This window comes from Kitasatospora sp. NPDC029312 (assembly GCF_055569215.1).
Genome location: NZ_JBVHXY010000027.1, coordinates 25,297 through 38,599, shown reverse-complemented (window position 1 = coordinate 38,599; position 13,303 = coordinate 25,297). Strand labels below are relative to the sequence as shown.

Sequence of the window (13,303 nt, the reverse complement as noted above, 5' to 3'; positions counted from 1 at the left end):
CACGCCCTCCGGTAATGGCCGGTTCCGCCCCGTGAGACCATGCCCGACCTCCACCGACCCGCGGAACGCCGGGCCGGCCGGCGGGCACCGATCACACCGGCGCAGTCGAGCCGATCAACCGCTCATAGCACCCTTTCGTCGCACCGTCGATGCGGCTTGACATCGCACACCCCGTGATCACTAGATGTGCACACCCTGCCACGCGGCGTGCGTGCCGGGCAGTGCGCGACGGGACCGGACGCAGGAGGCACCCCATGAACACCCCGACGAAAACCTCCACCGCGACCTCCAGCGCAGACCCCGCACCAATCCACCCCGCACCATCCGGCCCCGCACCGTCCGGCCCCGACCTCGCCGACCCCCGCTTCTGGCAGCTGCCCGAAGCCGTGCGATCCGCCGCCTTCGCCGAGCTGCGCCGCCGTCCCGCCCCGGCGTACTTCGGCGAACGCGCCACCGGCCGGGGCTTCCACGCCTTCGTCCGGCACGCCGACGTGATCGAGGCCAGCCGCACCCCCGCGGTCTTCCTCTCCGGCCCCGGCGTCACCACCCCCGAGCCGGCCCGCTGGGTGCGGTTGCTCTTCGGCGACTCGATGGTCAACCTCGACGCCCCTCGCCACGCGCAGCTGCGCCGGATCGTCTCGCAGGCCTTCACCCCGCGGTTGCTCGGCCGGGTCGAGGAGGACATCCACCGGATCACCACCGCCCTGGTGGACGAGGTCGAGCGCGACCGGCCCGAGGACTTCGTCGACGCGGTGGCCGCCGAGCTCCCGTTCCAGGTGATCTGCACCATGATGGGCATCCCCGAGGAACCGCGCCGCGCCATCCTCGACCTGGTCAACCGCAGCTCCCAGGAGATCGGGGTGGCCCGCCCGCGCCGCCGGCTCCGGGTCCCCGGCCGCGGGCTGGCGGCGCTCGCCCGGATGCAGGGCATCGTCGCCGGGATCGGTCGCGAGCGCCGCCGCCGGCCGGCCGAGGACCTGATCTCCGCGCTGGTCACCGCCGACGTAGACGGCCGCCGGCTCACCGGCCGGGAGCTGGGCGCCTTCTTCACCCTGCTGCTGGTCGCCGGGGTGGAGACCACTCGCAACGCGCTGTCCCACGGCCTGCACCTGCTGACCGTCCACCCCGAGCAGCGCGCCCTGCTCCTCAGCGATCTGGACGGCCGCCTCGACGGCGCCGTGGACGAGATCGTGCGCCACTCCACGCCGATCATCCAGTTCCGCCGCACCCTTGCCGTCGACCACGAGCTGGGCGGCCCGGGCGGCCCGCTGCTGCGGGCGGGGGAGAAGGTCGCGCTCTACTACGGCTCGGCCAACCGCGACGAGACGGTCTTCCCCGACCCGGACGCCTTCGACATCACCCGCAGCCCCAACCCCCACCTGGGCTACGGCGGCGGAGGACCGCACTACTGCCTCGGCGCCCACCTGGCCCGGCAGGAGATGACGGTGCTGCTGCGCGAGCTCTACACCCGCCTCCCCGCGGTCCGGTCCGTCGGCGCGCCGGAGCTCGTCCCGTCCAGCTTCGACCACCGGATCCGCTCACTGCGCTTCACCTTCTGAACCCGGCCGCCGAATTCATCCGTCTCCAAGCTGTCCGCCCCTCACCGAGCCGTCCGCCCCTCACCGCGTCGGCGGCACCTCGGACCGCGCGTCCAGCACCGACCGACCCCCTGGGCCGAGCCCGCGCTCCCTAAGAGGTCTCCCAGACCGCGTGGTCGTGCGCGAAGAGCACCCGGCCCGGCCCGTACTCCGACACCCGGTCCAGCCAGGGGCGGTAGCCGGGCAGCGGCTCAGCCATGCCCTCCCGCTCCGCCCGACGGGCGAGCACCGCCTGCCCGTACTCGGTGGCGAAGTCATACGCCTGCCCCGCGAGCAGAACCGGGCAGTCGTCCAGCCGCTCGACCAGCAGGGACTGATGGCCGTCGGTGTGGCCGGGGGTGGGCAGCACCCGGACGCCGGGCCACACCTCGGCCTCGCCGTCGAGCTCGCGGTAGACGGCGCCGGGGAAGTCGACCAGGGCGTCGATGGTGTAGTCGCCGCGTCGGGCGGTGGCCAGCTCCCCGGCCTGGACCAGGACGGGCGTCCCGGCGAGCAGCGGGTTGCCGCCGCAGTGGTCGAAGTGCAGGTGGCAGTTGACCACGAGGTCGATGTCCGAGAGCGAGACGCCCGCCGCGGCGAGCGCCTCGGGCAGCGGGCGGCGGACCGGGCGGTAGTGCGCCTCCGTCTCCGGCGAGCCCGAGCCGATCCCGGTGTCGAACAGCAACAGCCCCTCCGGGCCCCGGACGAGGTACGCGAGCACCGGCTCGACCCGCGGCTCGGGGCCGCCGACCTCGGAGGACGGCCGGACGAAGTAGCCCAGGTCGAGGCGGCGGATCGTGTGCATGCGTCCCCCTCGTCATTCAGCGCCCCGCGCCATCCCCCCGGTGCGTACACGGGGGACGGCCGCCGGCCCGCAGCCTACCCGCCGGTCGAGCGGGCCGGCCAAGGGCGGCCTTCGACTCAAGCCCGGTGGCGGGCGTCACGGCGGGCGAGCGGGAAGCGGAGCACAATGCGGACATGACCGATCGTCCGATGCCGCCCGCGACCGAGCCCGACCCCGCGACCGAGCCCGACCCCGCGACCGAGCCCGAGCCCGAGGGCGGCCCCGCGTCCGAGCGAGCACCCGAGCAAGCGCCGAAACACCAGCACGCGGACCGCCCCACCGCCGACGCCTGGGCCGCGCTCGGCGGGCCGGCCGAGCTCCTGGAGCGGGTGGGCTTCCACGGCCCGCAGGACGTCCTGCCCTCCGGCCTGCCGGTGCGCCGGCTCGCCCGCGCCACGGTGGCCGCCTGCTCGCTGGCCGCCGCCGAACTGGCCGCGTACCGCGCCGGCGGCCCCGTCCCCGCCGTCCGGGTGGACGAAGGGGCCGTCGCCACCGCGTTCGTCAGCGAGCGGCACCTGACAGTCGACGGCCGCAAACCCGTCAACTTCGCCCCGCTCTCCGGGTTCTGGCGCACCGCCGACGGTTGGATCCGCACCCACGCCAACTACCCGCACCACCGTGCCCGGCTGCTCGCCGCCCTCGACCTCGCCCCGGAGGCCGGCCCGGAGCAGCTCGCTGAGGTGCTCGGCAAGCTGCCGGCCGAGCAGGCGCAGGAGCGCGCGTACGCGGCGGGGGCGCTCGCCGTGGCGGTCGCGCCGGTGAGTGCAACCATGCACCCCTTGGTGGAGTGCCGGGAATCCGGTACCGCGGCCGTCCGCCCGCTCGGTGCGGCCCCGGTGGACCAGCCCGCCGCCGGCGTCCGGGTCCTCGATCTCACCCGGGTCATCGCCGGACCGGTCGCCACCCGCACCCTCGCCCTGCTCGGTGCCGACGTCCTGCGGATCGACTCGCCCCGGCTGCCCGAGGCCGACGACTCCCACGCCGACACCGGCTTCGGCAAGCGCTCCACCCGGCTCGACCTCGCCGACCCGGGCGACCGCGCCGTCTTCGAGAGCCTGCTCGCCATCGCCGACATCGTGGTCACCGGCTACCGCCCCGGCGCACTGGACACCCACGGCCTCGCCCCGGACGCCCTGCTCGCCCGCCGGCCCGACCTGATCGTCGCCCAGCTCTGCGCCTGGGGCTGGACGGGTCCGTGGGCCGTCCGCCGGGGCTTCGACAGCCTGGTCCAGGCCGGTGTCGGCATCGCCGCCCACGAGGCCGACGCCGACGGCCGCCCGGGCGCCCTGCCCGCCCAGGCCCTCGACCACGGCACCGGCTACCTGGTCGCCGCCGCCGTCCTGCGCGCCCTCACTGACCAGCGGACCCACCGCCCCGGCGGCCGCCACCTGCGCTTCTCCCTGGCCGGCACCGCCTCCTGGCTGCTGCACGGCATCGAACCCGCCCCGCCGGTCGAGCCGCGCCACGGCACCGATCCCTACGACCCGGCACGCTGGCTCGCGGAGACCGACTCGGCGTACGGGCGGCTGCGGCACGCCCTGCCGCCCATCGGATACCAGGGTGCGCCCGCCGACTGGGCCCGCCCGCCCGGGCGCTGGGGGACGGACGCGCCGGTGTGGCGCTGACGACCGGAAGAGCGATCGGCCCAACGCCCGGAAGATCCGTCAGCAGCGCGGTGAGGACTGTCAGTGGCCTGTGGCAGCATCCTGCGCATGACCGCCGCACACGCCGCCGACTACACCTGGTTCGCCAAGCGCTACCCCGTCCTGGGCGAGGCCTACTGCCTCACCCAGGTCCAGGGCATCGACGCCGAGGAACTGCTGCGCCGCTTCAGCGCTCCCACCGGCCGGGAGGTGACCGGGCTCGACGCGGTCCTCGCCGCCTGGGAGACCTTCGAGGACGGGGATGACGAGCAGGCCGAGGAGCTGTTCGACCCGGACGAGGACCGCATCCTCGTCGCCGTCACCGAGCTCGACGGCTGGGCCCTCGCGGTCGAGCCGTACGGCTACCTCGGCAGCCTGAACGAGGTCGTCCCCCGGCTCGCCGAGGGCACCCGGCTGGTCTCGCACTTCCGGAACGTCAACGCGGCGGACCACTTCCACTGGTGGGAGCACGGCACCTGCCGCCTGGAGTTCGAACCGCTCTTCGCCGGCCGGCGGCGCGGCACGGATGCCGAGGCGCCGGGCACCGCCGAACTGCTGACGGCCTGCGGCTTCCAGCTGGACGGGGACCACGGCGACCTGCACACCGAGGCCGTGTTCGCGCTCGCCGAGCGGCTGACCGACGTCCGGCTCACCCCGGAACGGCTGGAAGCCGCCACCTTCCGGCTCGGCTACGCGCCACGGCCGTAAGGAACGGGAAGGCAGGGGAGTTGCCGAGCGGGTGGGGTGCCGGGCCGGGTGACGGCCCCGAGCCGTGCGCGGGTGTCGCCGTCGGTCAGACGCCCGGGGGCAGCCGCTTGGCGTCGCCGCGGATCCGAACGGCCGTCGCGATCTCGACCACGCCGAGGATCAGCAGCCAGCACCCGGCCAGCACGGTCAGCGCGGTGATCGAGCCGACCGGCCAGACCATCAGCAGCACGCCGGCCAGGGTGTTGGCCACTCCCGCGAAGGCCTGCCAGCCGCGGGCGGGCATCAGGGGGTCGGAGACCGCGGCGGCGAACTGGGTGATGCCGCGGAACAGCCAGCCGATGCCGATCCAGAGCGCGAGCAGCAGCAGCGACTGCGCCGCGCTGCGGAAGCAGAGCAGCCCGAGGAGCACGCTGATCGCGCCGCTGATGAAGGCCAGCACCCGCATCGCGGTGGCGACGTGGGTGCCGAACGCGGCGACCAACTGCACGATGCCGATGACCAACAGGTAGAGGCCGAACAGCACGCCCACCACCAGCAGCGTCTCCCGGGGCCAGACGAAGACCACGATCCCGAGGGCGAGCGAGGCCACACCGGCGGCCAGGAGGACCTGCCAGGCGGCCCTGGCGAGCATCCCGAGCGGGCCCTGGACCGGTGAGCCGTCGGGAGTGATGATCGGAGGGGCCACGGTGAGGTACTCCTCGGGGCTGGGGGCGGAGAGCGGGCTGGGGAGCGAGGCCGGGTCGGAGACGGAGATCGAGTCCGGAACGGAGAACGAACCCCAGCCTCGTCGCCGCGCCGCCGGTCCGCCCGTCGGGCACGGCCGTTCGAATGATGTCCGGCCGTCTCCGGAATGACACCCTCCGGTCGGCCGTCGGCGATACCATCCGTCGGTATGACTTCTGAAGGGTGGGGGGACCCCTCCGGTCGAGCCGATCAGCCAGCACTACATCGTCTGCGGGGGCAACGCGCTGGCGCACCGGCTGGTCCTGGAACTCGTCGACCACTACGAGGTGCCGGTCGTCGTCCTGGTCACCGACCGGACCCGCGACCACGCGCCGCAGATCGAACAACTCCCCGGGGTCGCCGCCGTGGTGGAGTACCCCAGCGTCACCGACGAGGCGCTGCGCGCGGTCTCCATCGGCACCGCCCGCGGGCTCGCCCTGGTCGAGGGCAGCGACCAGGAGAACATCCACGCCGCGCTCAGCGCCCAGAACCACAACCCGGGCATCCGGATCGTCTTCCGGATGTTCAACCAACGCCTCGGCGAGAACATCCAACGGCTCCTCAGGAACGGCGCCGCGCTCTCCGGCTCCGCCACCGCCGCCCCGGCCTTCGCCGCCGCCGCGCTCGGCCGGCCCAACTCCGTCGAGATCGACGGGCGATACCTGCACATCGCCTTCGACGACGCCATCACCTCCGACCGGATCTGCGTGGTCGCCGACCGGATCGACCGGCAGGACCTCAGCAAGATCCGGCTGCTGCCCGAAGAGAACGGCGGCTCGGCCGAATTCGTCCGTCTCGCCAGCGAGTTCGGCGACGACGGACCGGTCCTGCCCGGCGGAGCGCGGCGCGGGCCGGGGCCGTCCGCGGAGCCCGAGGAACCACCCGGTGGGAGAGCCGCCCTCCAGGTCCTGCCCGTCGAACCCCGGGAGCCGATCAACTGGGTGCGGCGGCTGCGCTGGCGGGTGCTCGACGCCATGCGCTTCTTCACCAGCGCCCGGCTGCGGCTGGTGCTGCTCACGGCGCTCGCCGCGGTGCTGATGTCCTTCGGCGTGCTCTGGTACCTCAACCGGGACTTCGGCTGGACCCTCTACACCTCCCTGCTCGACCTGGCCGGCGCCGCCCAGCCCGACCAGCAGGCCGACCTCGCCGCCGGGACGGGAACTGGCGGCCTCTGGCAGCGGGTCGCCCAGGTGGTCATCACCATCTGCGGGATCACCTTCGCACCGGTCGCCACCGCCATCGCGGTGGAGGTGCTCGGCTCGGGGCGGCGCGGACTGCCCCGCAACCCAGGCGCGGGCACCCGGGACCACGTGATCGTCCTCGGGCTCGGCAACGTCGGCACCCGCGTTGCGACCCAACTGCACGACCTGGGTGTGCCGGTGGTCTGCATGGAACGCGACCCGCAGGCCCGCGGCATCGCCGCCGTCCGGGCGCTCGGCATCCCGGTGGTACTGGGCGACGGGCCCTTCGAGGAGCAACTGCGGCGCGCCCGGCTGAAGCACAGTCGGGCCGTGGTCGCGGTCAGCGGCGACGACGCCACCAACCTGGAAGCGGCGCTGGAGGCGCGCCACGGCAATCCCGACGTGCGGGTGGTGGTGCGGCTGTTCGACGACGACTTCGCCGGGCACGTCTACAAGACGTTGGACAACGCGGCCTCCCGGTCCGTCTCGTACCTGGCCGCGCCAGCCTTCGCCGCCGCCCTGATGGGCAGTGAGGTGCGCGGAACGCTGTCGGTGTTCCGGCACGCGCTGCTGATCGCCGAGCTGACGGTGGAGGACGGCAGCGGACTGATCGGCCTGAACCGGCACGACCTGGAGGACCCGGGCGGTGTCCGGGTCATCGCGGTCCGCCTGGTGCGGAGCAGCGACCTGCAGTGGAACGTCCCGGACCGCACCCGGCGGCTGGCCCAGGGCGACCGGATCGTGGTCGCCGCCACCCGCAGCGGACTGGCACGGCTCAACACGGTGCTGGTGGAGGACGGCGGAGAACAGGTGACAACTGACAGCTGACAGATTTCAACATCTGAAATCTGTCAGCTGAATTCTGTCAGCCGTCAGGTGTCGGCCGCCAGCGCCCCGGCATGAATGACGGACGTCGACGCTTCCCGTCGACGCCCGCCGTCGAGGGCCGCCGTCAAGGCCGCCGACGTCAGCGGTTCTCGAACTTCGGTGCCCGTTTCTCGGCGAAGGCCGCCATGCCCTCCTTCTGGTCCGCCGTGGCGAAGGCCGCGTGGAAGAGCCGGCGTTCGAAGCGGACGCCCTCGGCGAGGGTGGTCTCGAAGGCGCGGTTGACGCTCTCCTTCATCATGATCGCCGCCGGGGTGGACATCGCCGCGACGGCCTCGGCGGTGGCCAGAGCCTCATCGAGCAGCTGGTCGGCCGGAACGATCCGGGACACCAGACCGGCCCGCTCGGCCTCCTCGGCGCCCATCATCCGACCGGTCAGGCACAGTTCCATGGCCTTCGCCTTGCCGACCGCGCGGGTCAGCCGCTGCGAGCCGCCGATGCCCGGGATCACACCGAGCTTGATCTCCGGCTGCCCGAACTTCGCGGTGTCCGCGGCCAACAGGATGTCGCACAGCATCGCCAGCTCGCAGCCCCCGCCCAGGGCGAATCCCGCCACCGCCGCGACGACCGGCTTTCGCAGCTGGCCGAGCCGGTCCCAGGGGCCCAGCCAGTCGTCCAGGTACACGTCCGGGAACCGGTTGCCCTGCATCTCCTTGATGTCGGCGCCGGCCGCGAAGGCCTTCTCGGAGCCGGTGATCACCAGACACCCGATCTCCGGGTCCCGGTCGAACGCGGTGGCGGCCGCCACGACCTCGTTCATCAGCTGGCTGTTCAGCGCGTTGAGCGCCTTCGGCCGGTTCAGGGTGATCAGCCCCACCCGGCCCTTGCGGTCGACCAGGATCGTCTCGTAGGTCTCAGCCTCGGTCATCGCCTTTGACTCCCATTCCGCTGCTCGGCGCCGCGCGGGCGCGCACTGACCACCCAACGATCTACGACGTTCCCCGCATCGCGCCAGTCTTGACATGCGAGACGCCGGTCACGAGCGCGGCGGATGCCAGCCCTCCGGCAACTGAGCAGGTGGGGAAGCGGGTGGGGACGGTGGGCTTCCGCCGGGTCCCGTCGGTCCGGGTCAGGCCAGGCGCAGCTCGTCGCCCTCGCGCGGGGCGAGGAAGCGGGCGACGTCCGCCTCCGTCACCTCGGCGAGCGTGCGCGGCGACCAGCGGGGGTTGCGGTCCTTGTCGATGACCTGGGCGCGGATGCCCTCCACCAGGTCGTGCCCGTCCAGCGCGGCGCAGGAGATGTGGTACTCCTGGTCGAGCACCGCCTTCAGCGAGGGCAGCGTACGGGCCCGGCGCAGCGCGGCCAGGGTGACCTTGACGGCGGTGGGGGAGTTGCCGAGGAGCAGTTCACAGGTCTCCTTCGCCTCCGGCACACCGGAGTCGAGCAGCCGCTCGACGATCTCCTCCACGGTGTCGACCGCGTAGCAGGCGTCGATCCACGCGCGGTGGGCACCGAGTTCGGACGGCGGTGCGGGTTCGGCGTGCGCGGCGACGGTGGCGGCCGGATCGGCCGTGCGGGTCAGGGCGCTGAGGAGCTCGGGGAGGCGCGCGGACGGCCCGAAGTGGTCGGCGAAGCCGCACAGCAGGGCATCGCCGGGGCCCATCGAGGCGGAGGTGAGTCCGAGGTGGGTGCCCAACTCGCCCGGGGCGTGGGCGAGTAGCCGGCTGCCACCGACGTCCGGGACGAGCCCGATCCGGGTCTCGGGCATCGCGACCACGGAGCGCTCGGTGACGATCCGCACCGCGCCGTGGGCGGACAGGCCGACGCCGCCGCCCATGGTGATGCCGTCCATCACCGCGACGTAGGGCTTGGGGTAGTCGGCGATCAGCGCGTTCAGCCGGTACTCGTCGCGGAAGAAGGCGCGGGTGCCGGCCCCGCCGGCCGTGACGTCCCCGTGCATCACCCGCAGGTCCGCGCCGGCGCAGAGACCGCGCTCGCCGGCGCCGGTCAGCACGACGGCGCGGATCCGGTCGTCGGCGGCCCACTCCTCCAGGGTCGCGCGCAGGGCGGTGATCATGCCGTGGGTGAGCGAGTTGAGCGCGCGCGGGCGGTTGAGCACGAGCCGTCCGAGGCCGCCGCCGCCGTCGCCCTCGCCGTCCAGGAAGGCCTGGACCTCCGCCGTCTCCGCGCTCATCGGACCCGCTCCCGTCCCCTGGCTGATGTGGACTTCCGTCGTCCACGGTACCGGGGCGGGTGGGGCCGCCGTGATCACCGGGTCGCCGGTCGCTGGGCGGCTGGCCGCCGGTAACGGGCCGGCAAGTAACAGATGACAGCTGACAGATTTCATCATCTGAAATCTGTCAGCTGTCATCTGCTAGCTGTCTTCTGTTGCCTGTTACCCGTCAGCTGTCACCAGCCGCCGCCCTCACCCCCGCACCCGCCCCGAGACCTCGCCGAAGCCGACCACCGTGCCGTCCGGCCCCGGGGCCGTCGCCGTGATGGTGACCTCGTCGCCGTCCTCCAGGAAGGTCCGGGTGGTGCCGTCCGGCAGCTTGATCGGCTCCTCGCCGTTCCAGGTCAGCTCGATCAGCGCGCCGCGGGTGTCCGGCTCCGGCCCGCTGACCGTGCCCGAGGCGAACAGGTCGCCCGTACGCAGCGAGGCGCCGTTGACGGTCATGTGGGTCAGCTGCTGCTGCGCCGTCCAGTACATCGCGGCGAACGGCGGCCGGGAGACCAGGTGCCCGTTCAGCCGGACCTCCATCGCCAGATCCAGGCCCCACGGCTCGCCGCCCCGGTCGTCCAGGTACGGCAGCGGTTCGACGTCGCGCTCAGGCGGCGCGACCCGGGCGTGCTGCAGGGCGTCCAGCGGCACGATCCACGGCGAGACCGAGGTGGCGAAGGACTTGCCGAGGAAGGGGCCGAGCGGTACGTACTCCCAGGCCTGGATGTCCCGCGCGGACCAGTCGTTGAGCAGGCAGACGCCGAACACGTGCTCGCGGAAGTCGTCCAGCACCACCGGCCGCCCGAGCTGCGACGGAGCGCCGACGACGAAGCCGACCTCGGCCTCGATGTCCAGCCGGCGCGTCGGCCCGAAGGTCGGTGCGGTGTCGGCGGGCGCCTTGCGCTGCCCCTGCGGACGCACCACCGGCGTGCCGGAGACCACCACCGTGCCCGCCCGGCCGTGGTAACCGATCGGCAGGTGCTTCCAGTTGGGGGTGAGCGGCTCCGCGCCGGGGCGGAAGATCCGGCCCAGGTTGGTGGCGTGGTGCTCGGAGGCGTAGAAGTCGACGTAGTCCGCGACCTCGAACGGCAGGTGCAGCTGGACTTCGTCCGCGGGCAGCAGTGCGGGTGAGAGCGCCTCGCGGTAGGAGGCGTCCGTCAGCCAGGAGGTCAGGTCGGCGCGCACCTGGGTCCAGACCGAACGGCCCGCCGCCATCAGCGGGTTGAGCGAGTCCGCGTCCAGCAGTACGGACGGTGCCCCGGCGGCGCGGGCGGCCGCTCCGGCGTCCAGCACGAAGTCCCCGACGCGCACGCCGATCCGGCGCCGTCCGGGCTGGTCGGCGGCGGTGAAGACGCCGTACGGCAGGTTGTGCACGCCGAACGGCGAGTCCTGGGCGCTGGCGAGCCAGCTGCTGAGGGTGGTGCTCAACGGTCCTCCTGGGGCAGTCGATCGGGCGGTGACAGCAGGCCGAGCGCGGCCAGGTCGGCCAGGGGCTCGGCGATGCTGCAGGTGCCGAACGCGGTGAACGAGTTCCTGATCACCGTAACCTGATGTTCGGTCAGTGCTCGAACGGCCTTGGCCAGCACCTCGCCGTCCCGCTCCGCCAGCACCGAGGCCGCAGCCGCCCGGTCGGTCTCCTGCGCGGCCAGCAGCACGTTCAGGAAGCCGTGGTGCTCGAAGCCGGTCTCCGCGTCGGTGTGCCGGACGGCGTTGTGCAGCCCGGCCGTGCACTTGTACGGCAGGCCGCGCCGCGCGCAGCCGGTGAGGAAGGCGGCCAGTTCGTCCTCGTCCGGGAACGCCTCCGCGACCAGCCCGCCGGTGCGGAACTTCGCCCGGTACGGGCTGTCGACCAGCACGTCCAGCACCGCGTCCAGGGCGTCCCCGCGCAGGAGCTCGCGCGGCAGCTCGACGGCGGCCGGCACGTGCGGGGGCAGCAGCCGGTCCAGCTCGGCGATGGCCTCGGCGGCGTCCCGGGTGGCCAGTTCCACGCCGGCCAGCTCGAACGGCGCGGCGGCGGCGAGCGCCGGGGCGAGCTCCGCACTGCCCCCCGGCAGTACGAGCCCGACCCTGAGCACCCCAGCACCCGCAGAGCCACCCGCCGCAGAGCCGCCCGCCGCAGAGCCGCCCGCCGCAGCGGCCAACTCGCCCAGCCGGCCCGCCCCGCACAGCAACGGACCGACCGCCTCGGCGTACCACGCCTCGCGGTGGGCCCGGTGGGCGGGCACCGCCTCGGCGACCGGCAGGTTCCCCGGCGGGAACACCGCCGCGTCGTCGAAGAGCCCGACGAACAGTTCGGGGATCACCCCCGTGGGAGCCGGAACGCTCATCGCCCGGGCCCCCGACCGGCCCAGGTCCAGGCGTAGTTCGCGTCCTCGCTGGCCCGCCCGCCCTCGCCGAGCTCCAGCGGCCGGAAGGTGTCGACCATGACGGCCAGTTCGTCGAAGAACTCCGCGCCGATGCTGCGCTCGTACGCGCCCGGCTGCGGCCCGTGGGTGTGGCCGCCCGGGTGCAGGGAGATCGAGCCCTGGCCGATGCCCGAGCCCTTGCGGGCCGCGTAGTCGCCGCCGCAGTAGAACATGACCTCGTCGCTGTCCACGTTGGCGTGGTAGTACGGCACGGGGATGGACAGCGGGTGGTAGTCCACCTTGCGCGGGACGAAGTTGCAGATCACGAAGTTGTTGCCCTCGAACACCTGGTGGGCCGGCGGCGGCTGGTGGATCCGGCCGGTGATCGGCTCGAAGTCCCTGATGTTGAAGGCGTACGGGTACAGGCAGCCGTCCCAGCCGACCACGTCGAAGGGGTGGTGCGGCACCGTGTAGCGGGTGCCCGCGATTCCGTTCGGACCGCGGTGCTTGACCAGCACGTCGACGTCCCCGGGGGTGTCCACCACGAGCGGACCGACCGGACCGCGGAAGTCCCGCTCGCAGTACGGCGCGTGCTCCAGCAGCTGCCCGTACTTGGAGAGGTAGCGCTTGACCGGGGTGATGTGGCTGTTCGCCTCGATGCAGTAGGCGCGCAGCGGCTCGTCCCCGGAGGGCACCCAGCGGTGGGTGGTGGCCCGCGGGATGATCACGTAGTCGCCCTGGCCGATCTCGATCGAGCCGAAGACCGTCTCGACCGTGCCCGTGCCGGACTCCACGTACACGCACTCGTCGCCGAGCCCGTTGCGGTACAGCTCGCTCGGGGCCCCGGCGGCGACGTACGAGATCCGCACGTCGCCGTTGCCGAGGACCAGGCGGCGGCTGCCCACGACGTCCGCGGACTTCCACTCCTGGTCCTCGAACAGCTCGTGCAGCTTGAGGTGGCGGGGGAGCAGGGGATGGTTGGGCACCGTGGACTGGTCCGGCAGTTCCCAGGGCGCCGCGTTGACCACCGCCGAGGGGATGCCCCGGTGGTAGAGCAGCGACGAGTCGGAGGAGAACCCCTCCTCGCCCATCAACTCCTCGTAGTACAGCCCGCCTTCGGGTGTGCGGTGCTGGGTGTGCCGCTTCGGCGGGATGCTGCCCAGCTGCCGGTAGTACGCCATCTCCGTGCTCCTCCTCGGCCGTCCGTCAGGGCGTCATATCGGGGGTCAGCCGACG

At 73.1% G+C, this 13,303-nt stretch carries 11 protein-coding genes; 4 read left to right on the top strand and 7 right to left on the bottom strand.

Annotated features, from left to right (window positions below; genetic code table 11):
- The first annotated feature begins 254 nt into the window (after nucleotides 1-254).
- Nucleotides 255-1,559, top strand: coding sequence for a cytochrome P450 (locus ACZ4WV_RS22215; RefSeq protein ID WP_465749279.1), 1,305 nt, complete (start codon nucleotides 255-257; stop codon nucleotides 1,557-1,559).
- A 130-nt stretch (nucleotides 1,560-1,689) separates the two neighbouring features.
- Here the strand turns inward: ACZ4WV_RS22215 and ACZ4WV_RS22210 are convergent, their stop codons facing one another.
- Nucleotides 1,690-2,382: an N-acyl homoserine lactonase family protein gene (locus ACZ4WV_RS22210; RefSeq protein ID WP_465749277.1), complete on the bottom strand. Its 693-nt coding sequence runs from the start codon at nucleotides 2,380-2,382 to the stop codon at nucleotides 1,690-1,692.
- A 173-nt stretch (nucleotides 2,383-2,555) separates the two neighbouring features.
- On the opposite strand from ACZ4WV_RS22210, the gene ACZ4WV_RS22205 reads away from it, so the two are divergent.
- A complete protein-coding gene (locus ACZ4WV_RS22205; RefSeq protein ID WP_465749275.1) occupies nucleotides 2,556-4,046 on the top strand; it encodes a CoA transferase in 1,491 nt (496 codons plus the stop codon).
- 87 nt (nucleotides 4,047-4,133) lie between these two features.
- Nucleotides 4,134-4,772 carry a DUF6461 domain-containing protein gene (locus ACZ4WV_RS22200; RefSeq protein WP_465749273.1) on the top strand — a complete coding sequence of 213 codons (639 nt, stop codon included), beginning with the start codon at nucleotides 4,134-4,136 and terminating at the stop codon, nucleotides 4,770-4,772.
- An 85-nt stretch (nucleotides 4,773-4,857) separates the two neighbouring features.
- Here ACZ4WV_RS22200 and ACZ4WV_RS22195 read toward each other — a convergent pair whose 3' ends face one another.
- A complete protein-coding gene (locus ACZ4WV_RS22195; RefSeq protein ID WP_465749417.1) occupies nucleotides 4,858-5,403 on the bottom strand; it encodes an HdeD family acid-resistance protein in 546 nt (181 codons plus the stop codon).
- A gap of 268 nt (nucleotides 5,404-5,671) precedes the next feature.
- Between ACZ4WV_RS22195 and ACZ4WV_RS22190 the strand changes: the two genes are divergently transcribed.
- Nucleotides 5,672-7,504 carry an NAD-binding protein gene (locus ACZ4WV_RS22190; protein ID WP_465749415.1) on the top strand — a complete coding sequence of 611 codons (1,833 nt, stop codon included), beginning with the start codon at nucleotides 5,672-5,674 and terminating at the stop codon, nucleotides 7,502-7,504.
- A gap of 139 nt (nucleotides 7,505-7,643) precedes the next feature.
- On the opposite strand, the gene ACZ4WV_RS22185 is transcribed toward ACZ4WV_RS22190, so the two are convergent.
- The 5 genes from ACZ4WV_RS22185 to ACZ4WV_RS22165 form a co-directional block, all read right to left on the bottom strand.
- Nucleotides 7,644-8,429 (bottom strand): enoyl-CoA hydratase, encoded by a 786-nt coding sequence (locus ACZ4WV_RS22185; RefSeq protein WP_465749271.1) that lies wholly within the window; start codon nucleotides 8,427-8,429, stop codon nucleotides 7,644-7,646.
- 201 nt (nucleotides 8,430-8,630) lie between these two features.
- Entirely contained in the window at nucleotides 8,631-9,695 is a 1,065-nt protein-coding gene (locus ACZ4WV_RS22180) for an enoyl-CoA hydratase/isomerase family protein (protein ID WP_465749269.1), read from the bottom strand.
- A gap of 231 nt (nucleotides 9,696-9,926) precedes the next feature.
- Nucleotides 9,927-11,150 carry a fumarylacetoacetase gene (gene fahA / locus ACZ4WV_RS22175; RefSeq protein ID WP_465749267.1) on the bottom strand — a complete coding sequence of 408 codons (1,224 nt, stop codon included), beginning with the start codon at nucleotides 11,148-11,150 and terminating at the stop codon, nucleotides 9,927-9,929.
- The gene (locus tag ACZ4WV_RS22170; RefSeq protein ID WP_465749265.1) at nucleotides 11,147-12,049 is read right to left on the bottom strand and encodes a hypothetical protein; all 903 of its coding nucleotides are present in this window, start codon (nucleotides 12,047-12,049) and stop codon (nucleotides 11,147-11,149) included. Before ACZ4WV_RS22170 ends, fahA begins: the two co-directional genes overlap by 4 nt.
- A complete protein-coding gene (locus ACZ4WV_RS22165; protein ID WP_465749263.1) occupies nucleotides 12,046-13,248 on the bottom strand; it encodes a cupin domain-containing protein in 1,203 nt (400 codons plus the stop codon). Before ACZ4WV_RS22165 ends, ACZ4WV_RS22170 begins: the two co-directional genes overlap by 4 nt.
- Nucleotides 13,249-13,303 lie beyond the last annotated feature (55 nt).